Below are 19,056 nucleotides of genomic sequence, written 5' to 3'. Positions count from 1 at the left end.
GCGCCTGACTTGAAACGACACAAGCAAAAAGCCAACGAGGGGAAACACATGAGCAACACCGCCGAGGTCATCGCCGGCCCGACCGACCGCGCCGAAGCCGCGCCCATCACGCCCGCGTTCCGCAAGCTCGTGGTCGCATCCTCGCTCGGGTCGGTGATCGAGCACTATGATTTCTTCATCTACGCTTTCACCGCTCCCATCGTGTTCGATCGCTTCTTCTTCCCGAAGATGGATTCGACCGCGAGCATGCTGGCGGTCTACGCCACGTTTGCAGTCGGCTTCGTCGCCCGGCCGCTCGGCGGCATGGTGTTCGGCCACTACGGCGACCAGCTCGGCCGCAAGGCGATGCTGACGATTACCTTCGTGCTGATGGGCGTCGCGAGCTTTCTGATCGGCTGCCTGCCGAGCTATGATTCGATCGGGCTGCTGGCGCCGATCGCGCTGGTCGCCTTACGCTTTGTGCAGGGCTTTGCCTTCGGCGGCGAATACATGAACGCGGTGTCGCTGACGCTGGAGAATGCGCCGTCGGCACGGCGCGGCTTCTTCGCTTCCTTTGTCAACGCGTCCGGTCCAATCGGCGTGATCCTGGCATCCGGCTTCATCGCACTGCTCGGCTTCGTCTCGAGCCCGCAGGATTTCGCGCAATGGGTCTGGCGCGTGCCCTTCGTGCTGAGCCTCGTGCTGGTGATGCTCGGCAGCTATATCCGCCTCCAGGTCGATGAATCGACCATGTTCAGGGCGGTCCAGGCCTCGGCCGCGCGGCCGAAGGCACCGCTGCTCGACGTGGCGCGGTCGTGGAAGAAGTCGGTGCTGTTCGGATGCCTCGCCAACATGGCCCACAGCACGTTCCAGTACATGAGCACGGTCTTTGTGCTCGGCTATGCCGTCAGGACGCTGGGCATGGCGCAGTCCAACGTCACCTTCGGCACCATGGTCGCCAACGTGCTGGAAATGTGCCTGGTGCCGCTGATCGCGGCCTATTCGGACCGCTTCGGCCGCCGCCCGTTCATCGCGCTCGGCATCCTGCTGGCCGCGGCCTGGTACCCGATCTACTTCCAGCTCGTCGCCAGCAAAGATCCGACGCTGCTCATCCTGGGCCTCGTCGTCTCGATCGGCATCATCCACGCCCTGATGTTCGCGCCGGAAGCAGCCTTCACCGCAGAGCAATTTCCGACGGAGGTCCGGGTCAGCGGTTCCTCCCTCGGCAAGCAACTCGGCATCATCCTGGGCGGCGGCATCGCGCCCCTCGTCGGCACCGCCCTGATGGGCTCAAGCGGCAGCTTCACACCTGTGATCCTCTATTTCGAGGCGATCGCGGCCTGCGCCTTCATCGGCATCCTGCTCGCCCCGGAAAGTTCGAAACGCGCGCTATAGGTGAGGAGGACGCTCGCTGGGATTGCGAGAGATTGCGTCTCGCCAGCCTCCGCGTCTGATGCTTACGATCGTGGCCACGATTCGTCAGGCGCCCGGGGAACCGCATGGGACCAAGATACCTTGTCGCCGCGACATTGACGGCGGTCGCCCTGCTGATGACGGCGCCCGCCGCCGGCCAACAGCGCGCGCTCACGCCCCGTCAATCGGAGGCGCTTGCCGCCTATGACCGCGCGCTCGCCGACTTCAAGTCGGTCCTGGCCGAGCGGCGGCGCCAGATCGAGGCCAAGCAGCCGCTGCCAAACCTGCCGGGACAGGCGCTTTATCTTGCGCGTGTCGCCGTGATCAGTACTTACAAGGATCTTACCGACGCCATGCCGTCGCGGATCGGCAGGCCCAACAAGTTCGAGATTCCGCCAGCCTATTTCGACGCCGACATCGAACCGCTGATCGACGAATATTCGAACTTGTTCGACGTCATGGAGGCGCCGCCGGCCGACGCGCAGAACTCGGCGACGCCGTTTAGGGATGTCGTCGATCTCGCCACGGTGATCGCGCGCGCCAAGGGGCTTGCTCCTGAGCGTGCGGCCGCTGCGGGACGCATCAGCCTCGGGCTGTTCTTCGCAGAAACCAACGGCAAGCAGAACGTCCGCAACGGTCGCTCGAACACCTATATGGGCAGCTTCCAGACCGGCCCCTCCGAGGACCGCAACGGTCACAGGAAATGGGAGACCATCAAGAACGAGGTCGCCGCGATCGATCCGTCCCTGAGCGCGCGCGACGACAAGGAAGAGGCGCGAGCCCGCGGCACCGATCACCGCTTCAACCACTGGACCAACGTGCGCGACGCCCTGATGAACGCACATGCGGACGTGTTCCGCGAGATCCCCGCCATCGTGAAGACACTGCCCGACCCGATCGACCAGATGAAGCTGTTCGAGCTGATCCAGATCGTGCCGACCCCGACGCGCGCCGCGCTCAAATCCGGCGATCTGCTGAACTACAGGGTCTCCAGCCCCACGATCATGAAGCACTTGCGCAACAACAGCATCTTCGCGTTCGGACAGGCCGACCGGGCGCGCACCTCCGCAAGCTTCCGCGAGATCCTAGGGGCGATGTGGCTGTTCAACCGGAAGTTCGAGAAAGCGATGGCGAAATACGCGGAGATCAAGCCGCGGTAGGGTCGCGTGCCAGGCGTGTTCTCCCCTTATTGCGCAGGGGAATAGCATGTGGCAGCGATTTCGCCTGCGGCCGTCCTTCGAGACGCCCGCCGTCGGCGGGCCCTCAGGATGAGACCAAGAGCGTTGCGCCATTTTTCTTGGCGAGGATCGATGCCGCTTAGCCTCATCCTGAGGAGACCGCGAAGCGGTCGTCTCGAAGGACGAGGCATGCGCTCAACTGTCGCTCGAAGTCACATGCGATCGCCCTGCCTTATTGCAGTGCGTGCGCATTCGCGGGAGACGATCATTCCAGCAATCTCGTTTATTCCCGTAGCCCCACAGATAAATTTCGCTGCGTCGGATCATTGCGAAAATCGTCTGCTTGCTTTTAGCTGGCGCCAAGCAAGGCAAACAACAAATGGGGGGTTATATGATCGTGTCCGGCGCCGGCCTCATTCGCGTTGCCGTCTTGGGTCTCCTGCTGACCGGATCGGCAGCGGCCCACACGCCGCAGCAGCCGCCGCATCGGCTCTTCAGCGAGGGAGACCTCAAACTGGAGAGCGGCGAGGTGATCAAGGACTTCTCGATCTCCTATGTCACCCACGGCACGCTGAACGCCGACAAATCCAACGCCGTCCTGATGGTGACGGCGATCTCGGGAAATCACCACCGGGTCGACTTCATGATCGGCCCCGGCAAGGCGCTCGACCCCGAGAAGTATTTCATCATCTGCACCGACGCGATCGGCAACGGCCTGACGACCTCGCCGAGCAATTCGAAGGCGCAGCCGCGCATGCAGTTTCCGAAATTCACGATCCGCGACATGGTCGAGTCGCAATACCGCCTGGTAAAGGAGAAATTCGGCATCTCGCATCTCGTCGCCGTGATCGGACCTTCGATGGGCGGCATGCAGGTGCTGCAATGGGGTGTCAGCCATCCCGACGACATGGATGCGCTGGTGGCAATGGTCCCCCTAGCGAAAACTCCGGCCTGGAGCGTGGCCGTGCTCGAAGCCTCGCGCAAGGCCATCATGAACGATGCCGCATGGAACGGCGGCAATTACGATGCGCCGCCCGAGAAAGGCATTCGTCTCTGGCGCGACATCCTCAACCTGCTCGCGGCGCGCACGCCGGATATGTATCAGGCCCAGTTCAAGAACGGCATGGATGTCCTGCCGTGGATGAAGGAGCAGGAAGACGCGGCGATGAAGGCATTCGACGCCAATGACTGGATCTACCAGACCTGGGCCTACGAACGCCACGATGTCGGCACCTCGCCCGGCTTCAACGGCGACACCGCGAAGGCGCTTGCCGCAATCAAGGCGAAGACGCTCATCCTGACCGGCACCAAGGACCTGCTCAATCCGGAATTCGAACCGATCGCGGCGGGCAAGAACATCGCTCATGTGAGGATGGAGACCATCAGTCCAGGCACCGTCACGGGCCACGCCTCCGCGGGCGGCTTCAATCCTGCGGACGTGGATTTTCTCAACCGCGAGGTGAGGGGCTTCCTGATGCAAGGAAGCGACCGCGCCAAGCCGGCGAATTAGGGTGGGTGCTGACGAGTGGCGATGTCGGCTTCTGGCAGCGGAGCCCAGACGATTTATAGCCAACCGGTTGTAACCGATTGCTGGCGCGCGAGCCATGGTTGCAAAACCTATGTATGTGTTGACCTCTCCCAATTAGACGTGCACTGCCAATTGCCATCCTGAACATGCAGAGTGGCATGTAAGCAAAGGTGCGGGATGATTGCGGCAGCTCGGGAAGCGGTCGACCTGCTGGTGCAAGCGGGAAATGCCTGGCATTTTGATGGTACCCGACAGGGATTGCATGATCGAGACTGGATGGCCTTGCGGTTTCTGGCTCGCGCCAATCGGTTCTCACGGACCCCCTCAGCACTAGCTCAATTCGTCGGCCTTACTCGAGCCACCGCGTCCCAGATGATCAAGGACTTGGAAGGAAGGGGCTACTTGGAGCGCAGGCGTTCTCCGACAGACAAACGGTCAGTAACTCTAGCTGTGACGCCGCAAGGCGAGATGATCCTCGCAAGCGATCCAATTAAGCCGCTTGTGAATGCAATTTACGCACTTGAGCTTGGTGCAAACAAGTTTCGAGACATACTCCGTCAGGTCTTGGACGGCTTGGACACCACTCAGCACTCCCATCATGCAGACACATGCAAGGAATGCATTTTTTTGGCAGAAACGGCTCGCGAACTTCCGCGCAAGATGCAGGCCGAATTTACCTGCCGATTTTTTCGGGCAAGTATCACTAGAGGAGAGCTCGACCTTCTATGCGTTAATTTTGAACGTCGAGAAGACCATAAACGTTGAGGCGCTTCTTGCCCTTCGGCGACCTTCAACGATGTCCGCTTTTGTGCCGCCGTTCCGGCACAAGCGGACATCAGACGCGACCAAGATCAAGCATCTAATCTGCCGCTGCCGCTATTCCGTCCGAATCGGCGAATCCTTCAAACCATTATCGTCATAGGCCTTGCGCAGCGTGCCGTTGACCGTGGCCTCCGTCATGAATTTGGTGACGAAGGTCAGCGCCTCGTTGTGGCCGAGCGGCACGGCGACCGCAGTCACCGTCTTCTTGAACGTCTCGTCCAGCACCCTTGTACCCGGGATCTTCTGCGCCATCTTGTTGAGCTGATCGCGCGACAGCGCGAAGGCGTCGATCTCGCCGCTGTTCAAGAGGCCGAAGATCTCGTCATAGGTCTGATAGCCGGTGACCTTCGCATGCCTCAGATGCGCGATCGCGCCGCGCATGGTGGTGGTGGCGTTGACGGCCGCAACTTTGACGCCGGGTTGGTCCAGCGTGGCGAAATTGGTGATGCTCGACCCAGGCTTGACGATATAGGTGGCATCCGCGACCTCGTAGATCGGGCCGAACAGCATCTTGGTCTCGCGCTCGGGATCTTTGGGGAGCCAGGTCACATCCCAGGTGCCCTTTGCGGAGGCATCGGTGATCTGTCCGGAATTCTGGTGCACGACATAATCGACGGGGACGCCGAGCTCGGCGGCCATCGCTTTGCCGAGATCGACGGGACGCCGGCATAGCCGGCTTCGGTCTTGGTCGACCAGAACGCGCCGCCTGCGGGGCTGATGGCGATCGCGACCCGCAGCTTGCCGGTCGGTGCGATCTCGTCCTTCAAGCCGTCTGCTAGCGCGGGCATGGCAACAATCGCTGCGAGAACGAGGCCGGCGAGGGCCGACCGAAATGGCGTTGGCATGTCATGGTCTCCTCACCTTTTCTTCTTCCCGGCCGCTCTGTTTGGCCGGCGCGACCTTTGACACAATTCTGGTCGATCATGCCCTCGGTGAAAAGCAGTTTGTGGTGATAAACTTGTCAAAGGCCACATCGCTCTTTGCAGTGCAAGGCCGGTGACTGCCATGGCTATGGTGTTCCGCGGCCAGTCATTTGTTGCTAGCCTGCCGCACCGACAGACAGCAATCGGGGGCTACCGAATGACCGCAGCGAATCCCGCCTCTCCCGCACGACGCAACGGAGCGTGGAGGCATATCGGGCGGGTCCTTTCCGCTGCGGCCTCCGTGGCCGTCCTCGCCGGCTGCGAGGACAAGAACACGTTCGTGGCACCGCCGCCGCCCAAGGTGGATGTGGCAACGCCCGTGCAGCGTCCGGTGACCCGCTACATCGAGGCCACCGGCAACACCGCGCCGATCAAGAGCGTCGATCTGGTGGCGCGGGTGCAGGGTTTTCTGCAATCGATCGACTATCAGGACGGCAGCTTCGTCAAGCAGGGCACCCAGCTGTTCACGATCGAGCCGGAGACCTACAAGCTCAAGCTCGAACAGGCGCAGGCGGCCGAGGCCGGCGCGCAGGCCTCGGTCCGGCAGTCGGAAGCCGATTACAAGCGGCAGGCCGAGCTGGTGCAGCGCCAGGCGGTCTCGCAAGCCACGCTCGATAACTCCACCTCGGCGCGCGACAACGCCCAGGCCAATCTGCAGCAGGCGCAGGCCAATACCAAGCTCGCCGAGGTCAATTACGGCTACACCAAAGTGACGGCGCCGTTCGACGGCATCGTCAGCGCCCATTTGGTCTCGGTCGGCGAGCTCGTCGGCGTCTCCTCGCCGACCCAGCTTGCCTCCATCGTCGCGATGGACCCGATCTATGTGAACTTCACCGTCAACGAGCAGGACGTGCTGCGCATCCGTGCCGAAGCCGCCCGCCGTGGACTGACGCCCGCCGATATGAAGCAATTCCCGATTCAGGTGGGACTGCAGACCGAGACCGGCTATCCGCACGAGGGCAAGCTCGACTACGTCTCGCCGACGCTCAATCAATCGACCGGCACGCTGGCGGTGCGCGGCCTCGTGCCCAACGACAAGCGGATGCTGCTGCCCGGCTATTTCGTCCGCGTTCGCGTGCCCTTCGACCAGGAGAACGCGGCCCTGCTCGTCCCCGACACTGCGCTGGGCAGCGACCAGGGCGGCCGCTATCTGCTGGTGGTCAACGGCGACAACGTCGTCGAGCAGCGCAAGGTGCAGATCGGCCCGGTCGACAACGGGCTGCGCGTCATCGAAAGCGGCCTGAAGCCGGACGACCGCGTCGTCATCGCGGGTCTGCTGCGGGTGATCCCGGGCCAGAAGATCGATCCGCAGGTGACGAAGATCGAGCAGCCGCAGGCCGCGAGCAAGTAAGGGCCAGCCATGATCTCAAAGTTCTTCATCGAGCGGCCCGTCCTCTCGAACGTCATCGCGCTGCTGATGATCCTGATCGGCGGCGTCGCGCTGTTCAATCTCGCCATCGCGCAATATCCCGACGTGGTGCCGCCGACCGTCCAGGTCACCACGCGCTATCCCGGCGCCAGCGCCAAGACCGTGATCGATACGGTGGCGCTGCCGATCGAGCAGCAGGTCAACGGCGTCGAGGACATGCTCTACATGCAGTCCTACAGCGGCTCCGACGGCACCTATACGCTCACCGTGACCTTCAAGATCGGCACCGACCTCAACTTCGCACAGGTGCTGGTGCAGAACCGCGTCTCCAGCGCGCTGTCGCAATTGCCGCAGGCCGTGCAGAACCAGGGCGTCACCGTGCAGAAGCGGTCGACCTCGATCCTGTTGTTCGTGACGCTGACCTCGCCGGATTCGCGATACGACAGCCTCTATTTGAGCAACTACGCCACCATCAACATCCGCGACGAGCTCTCCCGCCTGCCCGGCGTCGGCAACGTCACCGTGTTCGGCGCCGGTCAGTATTCGATGCGGGTCTGGCTCGATCCGAACAAGCTGCAGGTGCGCGGTCTGGTGCCGCAGGACGTCATCCAAGCGATCCAGCAGCAGAGCCAGCAGGTCTCCGCCGGCCAGGTCGGCGCGCCGCCGACGCCGGCGGGCCAAGCGTTCCAGTACACGCTCAACGTCAACGGACGTCTCGACGACACCAGCCAGTTCGAGAACATCATCGTCAAATCAGGCAGCAGCGGCGACGTCACGCGCGTGCGCGACGTCGGCTGGGTCGAGCTGGGCGCCCAGACCTACAGCCAGATCTTCTCGCTCAACAAGCAGCCGGCCGTCGGCATCGGCGTGTTCCAGTCGCCCGGCGCCAACGCGCTCCAGGTCGAGCAGGCGGTCGAGAAGAAGATGGCCGAGCTTGCCAAGCGGTTTCCGGAAGGCATCAAATACGATACGCCGTTCGACACCACCAAATTCGTCGAGGCCTCTGTGCACGAGGTCTACATGACGCTGATCGAGGCCGGCCTTCTGGTGCTGGTCGTGATCCTCGTGTTCCTGCAGGACTGGCGCGCGATGCTGGTGCCGGCAACCACCGTGCCCGTCACCATTATCGGTGCCTTCGCCGCAATGGCGGCGCTCGGCTTCACCATCAACATGTCGACGCTGTTCGCGATCGTGCTCGCGATCGGCATCGTGGTCGACGACGCCATCGTGGTGGTGGAAGGCGCCGCGCACAACATCGAGCGGGGCATGAACGGCCACGACGCCGCGATCAAGGCGATGGACCAGCTGTTCGCGCCGATCGTCGGCATCACGCTGGTGCTGATCTCGGTGTTCCTGCCGGCTTCGTTCCTGGCCGGTCTCACCGGACGGATCTATTCGCAATTCGCGCTGGTGATCGCGGCGACGGCGCTTCTGTCCGCCATCAACGCGGCGACGTTGAAGCCGACGCAATGCGCGCTGTGGCTGCGGCCGACGGTGCCGCCGGAGCAGCGCAACTTCTTCTACCGCGGCTTCAACGCGGTCTATGACCGCGTCGAGCGCGGTTACACAAGGCTGATCACCTTCCTCGTCAAGCACGCCACCGTCTCGGTCGCGTTCGCGCTGCTGGTCATCGGAGCCAGCGGCTACGGCCTGTCGCGCGTGCCAACCGGCTTCCTGCCGATCGAGGACCAGGGTTATCTGATCGCCGCGATCCAGCTGCCGGACGGCGCCGCGCTGGAGCGGACCCAGAAGGTGCTCGACAGGGCCAGCGAGATCATCAAGGAGACGCCCGGCGTCCAGCAGGTCATCACCATTGCCGGCATTTCCGCGCTCGACAACAGCGCCAGCCTTGCCAATGCCGGGGTCGCCTACATCATCCTGAAGGATTGGGAGGCGCGTAAAGGGCCCGGCGAGGATCTGCGCTCGCTGGTCTATGGCCTCAACGACAAGCTCGCGACCATCATGGAGGCCCGCACCATCGTGCTGCCGCCGCCGCCGATACAGGGCATCGGCAACGCCGCGGGCTTTTCGATGCAGGTCGAGCTGCGCGACGGCAACAGCGATTTCGCCAAGCTGCAGGCCATCACCGGCGCGATGGTCTCGAACGGCCAGAGCCAGAGCGCGCTACAGCGCGTGCAGTCATCGTTCCGTTCCTCGGTGCCGCAATTCAACGTCGAGATCGACCGGATCAAGACCCAGACGCTGCATGTGACGACGGATCAGGTATTCTCGGCGCTGTCGACCTATCTCGGCTCGTCCTACGTCAACCAGTTCAACAAATTCGGCCGCGTGTTCCAGGTCTATACGCAAGCCGATCCGGCCTTCCGCCTCACCGAGCGCGACATCGCCAACATGCAGGTGCGCAACTCCAACGGCGACATGATCCCGATCGGCACCGTCGCCAAGATCACGCCGGCGACGGGGCCGTCGCTGATCAGCCTCTACAACCTGTATCCCTCCTCGACCGTCATCGGCCTGCCGGCGCAGGGCTACTCCTCCGGCCAGTCGCTGAAGCTGATGGAGGAGATCGCCGACAAGACGCTGCCGCCCGGCACCGGCTACGAATGGACCGCGATGTCGTATCAGGAGAAGGCGGTCAGTAACCAGATCTACTGGGTGTTCGGCCTCGCCATGCTGCTGGTCTATCTCGTGCTCGCCGGCCAGTATGAGAGCTGGTACGCGCCGATCTCGGTGATCCTCGCCGTGCCGCTGTCGCTGCTCGGGCCGATGCTGATCCTCTCCGGGCTCAAGATCGACAACAACCTCTATTGCCAGATCGGCCTGATCCTGCTGATCGCGCTGTCGGCCAAGAACGCCATCCTGATCGTCGAGGTCGGGCTCGAGCTGCATGGCCGCGACGGCAAGCCGATCCTGGAATCCGCGATCGAAGCGGCGCGCGCCCGCTTCCGGCCGATCCTGATGACCTCGTTCGCCTTCATCCTCGGCGTGGTTCCCCTGGTGCTCGCCACCGGCGCCGGCGCCAGCGCCCGCAAGTCGATCGGCATCACGGTCTTCTCGGGCATGCTGGCCTCGACCTGCCTCGCGGTGCTGTTCGTGCCGGCCTTCTTCGTGGTGGTGCAGCGCTTCGAGAACTGGCGGGCGAGCAAAAAGGCGCCGAAGGTGAAGGCGGTGGCGGAGGTGAAGCCTTGAGAGTGTCGGTAGGATCAGCGGCGCGGCGTTCTCGGTGTAACCTCTCCCGCTTGCGGGAGAGGTCGGCGCGTAGCGCCGGGTGAGGGCTCTCTCCTCTGGGGGAGTGTCCCGATGTGGAGACACCCTCTCCCCAGCCCTCTCCCGCAAGCGGGAGAGGGAGCGCACCGTCGTCTAAGCCTTCTCCGCCGGCGCCTGCCGGGCCTCGCCGCTCGACACCAGCAGCACCGAGACCTTCGACTGCCGCAGCACGGCGTCGGCGACGCCGCCGAAGGAGAGATGATCGGCCTGGATGCGGTCGACGCCCATGACGACGAGATCGACGTCGGTGGTGTCGATCTCGCGCAGTATCGCGGTCTCCGGCGCCCGGTTCACCCGCAGCGTCGTGGTGATGTCGACCTCGTAGCGGGCGGCGAGATCGCTAGCGTCCTTCAGGATGCCCGCCTCCTGGCTGAGGCCGCGGGAGGCGCCGCGCTGCGCACCCTTGTCGCGTGTGGTCGCGACATAGATCACCCGGAGCGAGCCTGATCCGGCCTGCGCCAGCGCGACCGCGACCTCGGCGCCGCGCTTGGAGATGCCGCTGCCGGAGACCGGAACGAGGATGTTGAGGGCCTCGGGCATCGGCTGCTTCAGGTGCTTGCCCTTGGCCGCGGCGATCGCGAGCGGCCCCTCAAACGTCGCGGCAATGTCCTCGATCTTGCGGTCGAAGCGATCCTTGGTCGCGGAAACCTTGTCGATACCGACGACCAGCAGATCGAAACCCTTGCGCGCCTCGTCGGTGATGGTCTCGCCGAGTTCCGCACGCCGCGCCCGGGTGACGACGTCGACGCTGCCGGCCTCGCCCTCGCTGCTGGCGGACACGGCCGCCTTCTTCACCACGGCTTCATGGCTCTCCTCCTCGTCGCGACCCTTCTCCTGCTCCTTCGCGTTTGTACCGATATGCAGCACCGTGATCGGCAGGCCGCGCATGCCGGCGATCAGGCCCGCGAGGTGGGCGGCAAAGGTGGCATTGACGCTTTCGTCCACCGCCAGCAAAGGCCGCTCGAGATTGGCGAGGAAGCCGCGCTTCTCGAATTCCTCCCGCTCCAGCCGATCCTTCTCCTCCTTGTTCATCGGGAGCCTCGCCAGCGCCGCGCGCAGCATCGGCGGCATCGCCATCGTGGTCACGATCGCCATGGTCACGATCATCGTGAACAGGTTCTGGCTCAGCACGCCGATGGACAGGCCGATGGTCGCGATGATGACTTCGGTCGAGCCGCGCGCGTTCATGCCGCTCGCGAGCGCCAGCGACTCCCGCGTGCTGAGACCGCCAACAGTGCCGCCGACGAAGGCGCCGCCGAATTTGCCGACGCTGGCGATCGCGACCAGGAGGCCGGTGAGCATCAGGAGATTGGGATCTCGGAGCACCGAGAGATCGGCGGCAAGGCCGGCAAGGCCGAAGAACACCGGCATGAAGAAGCTGGAGATCAACCCGCGCAGGCGCTCGTCGATCTGCCGCGTCAGGATCGGGGATTCCCCGACCAGGATGCCGGCGACGAAGGCGCCGAGAACGGTGTGAACGCCGATGGCATGCGTGATCATCGCCATCATGCCCATCAGCAGCAGGATCACCGTGATAACAGCTGCGGCGCTGACGAGGTTGTCGTTGGCCCAGCGGATGAGCTGAAACACCAGGCGGCGGCCGATCGTGAAGCTGACGGCGAGGAAGGCGAGCGTCCCCAGCAATGCCTTCGCCACTGAGGCGAAATCCGGCGCTCCTTGCGAGGCCAGGCTGAAGATGACGGCGATGATGATCCAGCCGATGGTGTCGTCGATGACGGCGGTCGCGACGATGATCTGCCCGACATTGCGGCGCATGAAGTTCATCTCGCGCACGACCACGGCGACGATCTTCACCGAGGAGATCGACAGCGCCGTGCCCATGAACAGCGAAGCCACCAGGCGCTGTTGTGGATTGGGCAGCAGCGCATCGGGCAGGAACTCGCCGAGCGCAAAGCCGCAGGCAAAGGGCACGAGGATGCCGGCGATCGAGATCGCGATCGCGGCCTTGCCGACCTTCCGAACCAGCTTGAGATCGGTCTCCATGCCGGTCAGCAGCAAAAGGAGCAGGATGCCCACTTGCGCGATGCCGTCGATCATCGCCTTCTGCTCGGGCGATTTGGGGAAGATCGCGTGCTGCGCCTCCGGCCAGATCCAGCCGAACAACGACGGCCCGAGCATGATGCCGGCGAGCAATTCGCCGATCACGGAGGGCTGGCCGATCCGCTGCATGATCTCGCCGAGGCCGCGGCCGACCGCGATCAGCAGCACGATCTGCGCCACCAGCAGGAATTCGGAGGGACCTGCCGATTTGCCCGTTTCAGCACCGGCCGCAATGGTGGTGAGGACAAGCGCCGCGGGGACAAGGCCGAACGATCGGAGCAGGCGCGATGGCATGCAGGTGTCTTTCCCCCTTCACCCCGGCTTCGGGGCCATGGGGATAGAACCCGCGGGAGGTGGAGCGGGTTCCATATGCGCGCAGCGGGCGGTGACGACAAAGGTCGATAACAATGCCCGCCAGTTTCCTCGTCATTGCGAGCGCAGCGAAACAATCCAGAGTCCATCCGCGGAGGCAGCCTGGATTGCTTCGTCGCAAGGGCTCCTCGCAATGACAGGGGAGAGAAACTGGGGCCCGCGCCCCGCTCGTACCCCGGACGCAGCGCAGCGTCTCCCCGGCGATGCGAAGCATCGTCCGGTCAGGCGGTGCGCTGCAGAGCCGGGGTCCATGCGGCACGGGAATTCGTGGCGTCTGGGTCCCGGCTCTGCGCTCCGCTTCGCTGCGCTTGTCCGGGACACGAGAGCTCACGCCGCCTGCGGCGTCCGGATCTCGCGCGGCAGGATGATCGCCGCCGCGATCGCGAGCAGGCAGAGGCCGGCGAAGGCGTGCAGCATGGTGACGAAGCCGCCCTGCTCGTAGAGCCAGGCGACCAGGCCGACCGAGGCACCGGCTGCGGTGAAGCCGATGAAATAGCGCACGGCATAGGCGCGCGAGCGCCATTCCTCGCTGGTGTATTTGCCGACCATGGCGTCGTTCACCGTGACTTGGCCGAACGCGCCCATGACGATGCCGATCGAGACCAGGATCAGCGGCAGATTGTTCAGGCTGGCGGCCAGATACAGGAACGGCGCCAGCATGAAGGACAGCGGCAGCGCCACCGTCTTCAGCGAATAACGATCGAGCAGCCGGCCGATCGTGTACTGCGTCATCGCGCCGAATACGTAGACGCAGGCGGCGATGACCCCGAGCAGCGCCGGGCTTTTCGTCAAATCCGCCAGCCGCTCCGCAAACAGCTTTGGCAGCGCCACGGTGACGGCGTTGAACGTCGTCGAGATTGCGATCACGACGATCAGCAGCGACAGCACCACGCGCCACATGTCCTGTTTTGCCACCCGCGCCTGCGCCGCCGCCTGCTTGGCGCCCTTGCGGTCCTCGTGCACGACCAGCATCGCAAAGGCGATGCCGATCAGGATCGTGACCACGCCGGGAACGATGAAGGCAAAGCGCCAGCCGAAATATTGGCCGAGCACGCCGGTGACCAGCGCCGAGGAAGCCACGCCGAGATTGCCCCAGACGCCGTTGATGCCCATCTCGCGGCCGAGCCGGTCGGCATAGGACACGATCATGGCAGTGCCGACGGGATGATAGATCGAGGCAAAAATGCCGATCGCCAGCAGCGCGGCACCGAGCTGCGCCGGGGTCTGCACGAGGCCGACTGAGATCATGGACGCCCCGATGCCGACGAAGAAGATCAGCATCATATGGCGGCGGCTCCAGCGGTCGCCGAGCCAGCCTGTCAGCAGCGAGCCGGCGCCGAAGGCCACGAAGCCGGGCGTCGCGTAAGGCAAGAGTTCCGAATAGGCCATGCCGAGCGCCGGGCCCATGATGATGACGGCGGCGGCGAAGATCAGCATCGAATAATGGTCGATGAAATGGCCTGCGTTGACGAAACTGATCACCCGGCTGGGGCTGTTCATTTCCCGAATCCTCTCCTGCTGCGAAATGAGTTATATGTCCTCCCCATGACGGGATGCTGCCAATGACTGTCTTGGAAACGCCAATCCTGCGGGAGGTCCGCAGCAACCACCGCTCGCCCGCCGGCGTGCATCTGGTTGCCCGCGACTATCCCAAGGGCATGCGGATTGATCCGCACCTGCACCGCGAGGCGCAGCTGATCTATGCGGCACGCGGCACCATGCAGGTGACGACGCCCGGTGGACGCTGGCTGGTGCCGCCGGACCGGGCCGTGTGGGTCCCGGCCGGGCTCGATCACGCCCTCGACCTCCTCGCCGACATCGAGATGCGCACGCTGTATTTCGACCTGCCCTGGCTGAAGCGCGAAAAGCGCTATGCGGGATTGACCAGGGAATTCGTGGTGCGGGTGTCGCCGTTGCTCAACCAGGCGATCCTCGCGCTGTTCGACGCGCGCAACACCGAGGAACGGACCGAGCTCTTGGTGCGTCTGGTCCTGCTGGAATTGCACCAGGCCGAGGATTCCACGACCTTCGTGCCGCTGCCGCATGAGCCACGCTGCCGCCGCGCGGCGATGATCGTGCTCGACGATCCCACCGGCCTGCACGACATCGACACGCTGGCGCGCGCAGTTGGAACCTCCGCGCGCACGCTATCGCGGCTGTTCTCGACGGAGACGCAGCTGAGCTTCAAGAGCTGGTGCCAGCGCGCACGGATCGCCGCGGCGATCCAGCGGTTGTCCACGGATGGGAATGTCTCGGTGAAGCAGCTCGCGACCCAGCTCGGCTATGCCAGCGTGCCGGCTTTCTCGGCGGCGTTCCGGCAGGTGACGGGGCGCACGCCGACGGAGTTTGCGGGGAAGTAGGCTGCCAACATTCACAACAAGCCGTCATGCCCGGGCTTGTCCCGGGCATCCACGTTCTTCTTGCCGCGTGGCAAGGCGTGGATGGCCGGGACAAGCCCGGCCATGACGATGTGGAAACTGGAGTGGCCTAAACCGTCGTATGCGAACGCACCGCCTCCACCCGGCATGCCGTCATTCCCCAAACGCATCGCCCGACTAAAGTTGCCGCATTCCCCTGCTTGATTGTGATCGGCTTCCAGCCAAATCCCGTGTAAGCTTCCGCAACGCACAAACCTGACACGAAAGCCCCGATGGCCAACGCCTTCTTCTCCGACCTGCTCGCCACCATCTCCGAGCGCGGCCGCACGCTGCTTCGTCGCGGCGAGTCCGCCGGCACCAGACGGGATGCCGATGGGCTGCTCGATCTGTGCGATGCGCTGCTCTCGGGCCGGGGCGAAGCATCGGGCATCGCCATCGCGCGCGAGGTGCTCGACATCTACCGGGAGCTGGATGCGGCGGGACGCCGCGCCTTCTTCGACGGACTGATGCGCGATTTCGGCCCGGACCGGGAGCGCCTGGCCAAGGCGATCGAGACATGGCGCGCCGCGCCCAGCGACGAGGACGCAAGCGCGCTGCATTTCGCCTCGGAGCCGCGGCGCCAGGAGCTGATCCGAAGGCTCAACCGCGCGCCGGGCGGCACCGGCGACCTCGTCAACATGCGCGCCGATCTGCTCGGCATGATGAACGGGCACACCGATCTTGCCGCGCTCGATCGCGACGTCTCGCATCTTCTTTCTTCGTGGTTCAATAGAGGGTTTCTCGTGCTGCGCAGGATCGACTGGTCGACCCCGGCCAACATCCTCGAAAAGATCATCCGTTACGAGGCCGTGCACGAGATCTCTGACTGGGACGATCTGCGCCGCCGCCTCGATCCGGTCGACCGCCGCTGCTACGCCTTCTTCCACCCCGCGATGGTGGACGAGCCCCTGATCTTCGTCGAGGTGGCGCTGACCGAGACGATCCCGGGCGCGATCGCGCCGCTGCTCGCGGTCGACCGCCAGCATCTGCCGATCGAGCGCGCGCGCACCGCAGTATTCTATTCGATCTCCAACACGCAGCGCGGCTTGGGAGGCATCTCCTTCGGCAGCTTCCTGATCAAGCAGGTGGTCGAGGAGCTGCGCCGCGAAACGCCGAAGCTCGACACATTCGTGACGCTGTCGCCGGTGCCCGGCTTCATGCAATGGGTGAAGCAGGACAAGGACCTGCCGCTCTCCGACGAGGACCGCGAGGTGCTGAAACGCCTCGACGATCCCGAATGGTTCGAAAGCCCCGAGACGACGGCGCTGCTGCGCGGCGTGATCGAACCGCTCGCCGCGCACTACTTCCTCAAGGCGCGCACGCCGAAGGGCAAACTGATCGATTCCGTCGCCCGCTTCCATCTCGGCAACGGCGCCCGGCTCGAACGCATCAACTGGCTGGGCGACCTCTCGCCGAAGGGCCTGCGCGAATCCGCCGGCGTGATGGTCAACTACCTCTACCGCCTCGACGACATCGAGAAGAACCACGAGGCGTATGCCAATGACGGCGAGGTCGTGGCGTCCAGCGCGGTGAAGAAGCTGCTCAAGAACGAAGGGCGGCGGCTGCTGGATATGCGGTTGTCGTAGGGAGACTTCGCTCGCGCCACATCGTCATTGCGAGCGTAGCGAAGCAATCCAGACTGCCTCCGCGGAAAGTGCAACGGAAAGACTCTGGATTGCTTCGGTTCGCTCGCAATGACGGAGTGTGGAGCGGCCGTCGGGCTACTCCGCCAGCGCCTTCATTTCCTTGTAGAGATCGGACTTGCCCTCGAAGCCGATGCCCGGGAGATCGGGCATGGTGATGTGGCCGTTCTCGACGCGGACACCATCCGGGAAGCCGCCATAGGGCTGGAACAGATCGGGGTAGCTCTCATTGCCGCCGAGTCCTAGGCCGGCGGCGATGTTGAGCGACATCTGGTGACCGCCGTGCGGGATGCAGCGGCTGGGAGACCAGCCGTGGGTCTTCAGCACCTCGATCGTACGCTGGTATTCGCACAAGCCGTAGGACAGCGCGCAGTCGAATTGCAGCCAGTCGCGGTCCGGGCGCATACCGCCGTAGCGGATCAGATTGCGGGCGTCCTGATGGCTGAACAGGTTTTCGCCCGTGGCCATCGGACCGGGATAGAATTCGGCCAGCGCGGCCTGCAGCGCGTAGTCGAGGGGATCGCCGACCTCCTCGTACCAGAACAGGGGATAGTCCCGCAGCATCTTGGCATAGGCGATGCCGGTCTCGAGATTGAAGCGGCCGTTGGCATCGACGGCGAGTTGCGCGTCCTTGCCGATCTCTTCCAGCACGGCCTCGATGCGCTTGCGGTCCTCGTCGATATCAGCACCGCCGATCTTCATCTTCACGACATTGTAGCCGCGATCGAGATAGCTGCGCATCTCGCCGCGCAGCATCGACAAGCCCTTACCGGGATAATAATAGCCGCCGGCAGCGTAGACGAAGACGCGTGGATTGGCGGCGACACCGTGCCGTTCGGCGAGCAAACGGAACAGCGGCTTGCCGGCGATCTTGGCCACCGCATCCCACACCGCCATGTCGATGGTGCCAACCGCGACCGAGCGCTCGCCATGGCCGCCCGGCTTCTCGTTGGTCATCATCACGGCCCAGACCTTATCGGGGTCGAGATTGTCGCCGGCTTCATTGAGCAACGAGTTCGGAGCGGCTTCGAGAATACGCGAGGCAAAGCGCTCGCGGATCAGGCCGCCCTGGCCGTAGCGGCCGTTCGAGTTGAAGCCGTAGCCGACGACGCGCTTGCCGTCGCGCACCACGTCGGTGACGACGGCAACGAGGCTGGTCGTCATCTTGGTGAAGTCGATATAGGCGTTGCGGATCGGCGATGAGATCGGTTTGGTGATTTCGCGGACGTCGACGATGCGGACGGACATGAGGGCGGCTTTCGATTGTCGAGTGAAGTTCGTGAGACTGTTTCCCCGTCATCCTTCGAGGCTCGCCGAAGAGGCGAGCACCTCAGGGTGACGGAGATGCACTTGGACGCGTCGCGCCCCATCATTGCGATGACGGCTTCGCCGTCACTTCTTATCCCTGAAATACGGCTCGACCGGACCGTGCACCTTGATGGTCAGCGGGTTGCCGTGGCGGTCCTTGGCGTTGCCGGCGGTGACGCGGACCCAGCCTTCGCTGATGCAGTATTCCTCGACATTGGTCTTCTCGATGCCCTTGAAGCGGATGCCGACGTCGCGCGCCAGAACGTCCGCGTTGTAATAAGGGCTGTTCGGATCGACCGACAGGCGGTCGGGAAATTCGTCGCTCATGATTGTCTCGCTCACAACAGTGTTTCGATTTGATGCCGCAATCCTTCGGGCCGTGCGGTCGGCGCGTAGCGCGCGACCACCTTGCCCTCACGGTCCACCAGGAATTTGGTGAAATTCCATTTGATGGAGGCCCCTAACAGGCCCGATTGCTGGCGTTTCAGGTACTCATACAGAGGGTGCGCATTTGCGCCGTTGACGTCGATCTTCTCGAACAGCGGAAAGGTGACGTCGTAATTGGTCGAGCAGAACGCCTGGATCTCGCTCGCCTGCCCCGGCTCCTGCGCGCCGAACTGGTTGCAGGGAAAGCCGAGCACGGAGAAGCCGCGCGGAGACAGATCGCGATGAAGATCCTCCAGGCCGCGATATTGCGGCGTGAAGCCGCATTTGCTCGCGGTGTTGACGATCAGCAGCACCTGCCCTTCGAAGCGGCGCAGGGCGACCTCCTCGCCGGCCAGCGAATTGGCCTTGAAGTCGTAGATGACGGACAT

Annotated in this window: 13 protein-coding genes and 1 pseudogene; 8 read left to right on the top strand and 6 right to left on the bottom strand. The window is 63.9% G+C overall.

The window, feature by feature from the left end:
* The first annotated feature begins 48 nt into the window (after window positions 1-48).
* From UNPA324_RS11160 to UNPA324_RS11145, 4 genes are all read left to right on the top strand, one after another.
* Window positions 49-1,374: an MFS transporter gene (locus UNPA324_RS11160; protein ID WP_141934697.1), complete on the top strand. Its 1,326-nt coding sequence runs from the start codon at window positions 49-51 to the stop codon at window positions 1,372-1,374.
* Window positions 1,375-1,478: 104 nt separating this feature from the next.
* Complete coding sequence (locus tag UNPA324_RS11155) at window positions 1,479-2,552, top strand: hypothetical protein (RefSeq protein ID WP_141934696.1); 1,074 nt, start codon at window positions 1,479-1,481, stop codon at window positions 2,550-2,552.
* A gap of 409 nt (window positions 2,553-2,961) precedes the next feature.
* A complete protein-coding gene (locus tag UNPA324_RS11150; RefSeq protein ID WP_141938825.1) occupies window positions 2,962-4,080 on the top strand; it encodes an alpha/beta fold hydrolase in 1,119 nt (372 codons plus the stop codon).
* A gap of 195 nt (window positions 4,081-4,275) precedes the next feature.
* Complete coding sequence (locus UNPA324_RS11145) at window positions 4,276-4,863, top strand: MarR family winged helix-turn-helix transcriptional regulator (RefSeq protein ID WP_283810237.1); 588 nt, start codon at window positions 4,276-4,278, stop codon at window positions 4,861-4,863.
* A 111-nt stretch (window positions 4,864-4,974) separates the two neighbouring features.
* Here UNPA324_RS11145 and UNPA324_RS11140 read toward each other — a convergent pair.
* A pseudogene (locus UNPA324_RS11140) lies at window positions 4,975-5,765 on the bottom strand (transporter substrate-binding domain-containing protein).
* Between the two features lie 235 nt (window positions 5,766-6,000).
* On the opposite strand from UNPA324_RS11140, the gene UNPA324_RS11135 reads away from it, so the two are divergent.
* Both UNPA324_RS11135 and UNPA324_RS11130 read left to right on the top strand, forming a co-directional pair.
* Window positions 6,001-7,194 carry an efflux RND transporter periplasmic adaptor subunit gene (locus UNPA324_RS11135; RefSeq protein ID WP_164936344.1) on the top strand — a complete coding sequence of 398 codons (1,194 nt, stop codon included), beginning with the start codon at window positions 6,001-6,003 and terminating at the stop codon, window positions 7,192-7,194.
* Window positions 7,195-7,203: 9 nt separating this feature from the next.
* Window positions 7,204-10,362: an efflux RND transporter permease subunit gene (locus UNPA324_RS11130; RefSeq protein ID WP_141934695.1), complete on the top strand. Its 3,159-nt coding sequence runs from the start codon at window positions 7,204-7,206 to the stop codon at window positions 10,360-10,362.
* A 171-nt stretch (window positions 10,363-10,533) separates the two neighbouring features.
* Here UNPA324_RS11130 and UNPA324_RS11125 read toward each other — a convergent pair whose 3' ends face one another.
* Together UNPA324_RS11125 and UNPA324_RS11120 are read right to left on the bottom strand one after the other, a co-directional pair.
* Window positions 10,534-12,795 carry a cation:proton antiporter domain-containing protein gene (locus UNPA324_RS11125; RefSeq protein WP_128920111.1) on the bottom strand — a complete coding sequence of 754 codons (2,262 nt, stop codon included), beginning with the start codon at window positions 12,793-12,795 and terminating at the stop codon, window positions 10,534-10,536.
* A gap of 405 nt (window positions 12,796-13,200) precedes the next feature.
* Window positions 13,201-14,373, bottom strand: coding sequence for an MFS transporter (locus tag UNPA324_RS11120; RefSeq protein ID WP_141934694.1), 1,173 nt, complete (start codon window positions 14,371-14,373; stop codon window positions 13,201-13,203).
* A 62-nt stretch (window positions 14,374-14,435) separates the two neighbouring features.
* On the opposite strand from UNPA324_RS11120, the gene UNPA324_RS11115 reads away from it, so the two are divergent.
* Complete coding sequence (locus UNPA324_RS11115; protein WP_164936345.1) at window positions 14,436-15,233, top strand: AraC family transcriptional regulator; 798 nt, start codon at window positions 14,436-14,438, stop codon at window positions 15,231-15,233.
* Between the two features lie 290 nt (window positions 15,234-15,523).
* Window positions 15,524-16,876 carry a malonyl-CoA decarboxylase gene (locus UNPA324_RS11110; protein ID WP_141934693.1) on the top strand — a complete coding sequence of 451 codons (1,353 nt, stop codon included), beginning with the start codon at window positions 15,524-15,526 and terminating at the stop codon, window positions 16,874-16,876.
* A 135-nt stretch (window positions 16,877-17,011) separates the two neighbouring features.
* Here the strand turns inward: UNPA324_RS11110 and tarD are convergent, their stop codons facing one another.
* From tarD to UNPA324_RS11095, 3 genes are all read right to left on the bottom strand, one after another.
* A complete protein-coding gene (gene tarD / locus UNPA324_RS11105; protein WP_141934692.1) occupies window positions 17,012-18,181 on the bottom strand; it encodes a D(-)-tartrate dehydratase in 1,170 nt (389 codons plus the stop codon).
* A gap of 144 nt (window positions 18,182-18,325) precedes the next feature.
* Window positions 18,326-18,568 carry a DUF3297 family protein gene (locus tag UNPA324_RS11100; protein ID WP_164936347.1) on the bottom strand — a complete coding sequence of 81 codons (243 nt, stop codon included), beginning with the start codon at window positions 18,566-18,568 and terminating at the stop codon, window positions 18,326-18,328.
* An 11-nt stretch (window positions 18,569-18,579) separates the two neighbouring features.
* Complete coding sequence (locus tag UNPA324_RS11095; protein ID WP_128920117.1) at window positions 18,580-19,056, bottom strand: glutathione peroxidase; 477 nt, start codon at window positions 19,054-19,056, stop codon at window positions 18,580-18,582.

The organism is Bradyrhizobium sp. UNPA324, assembly GCF_006658635.1.
In the GTDB taxonomy this organism is placed as follows: Bacteria; Pseudomonadota; Alphaproteobacteria; order Rhizobiales; family Xanthobacteraceae; genus Bradyrhizobium; species Bradyrhizobium nanningense.
Note: the sequence above shows the minus strand (reverse complement) of the source record. Positions and strands in the feature narration are given on the sequence as shown.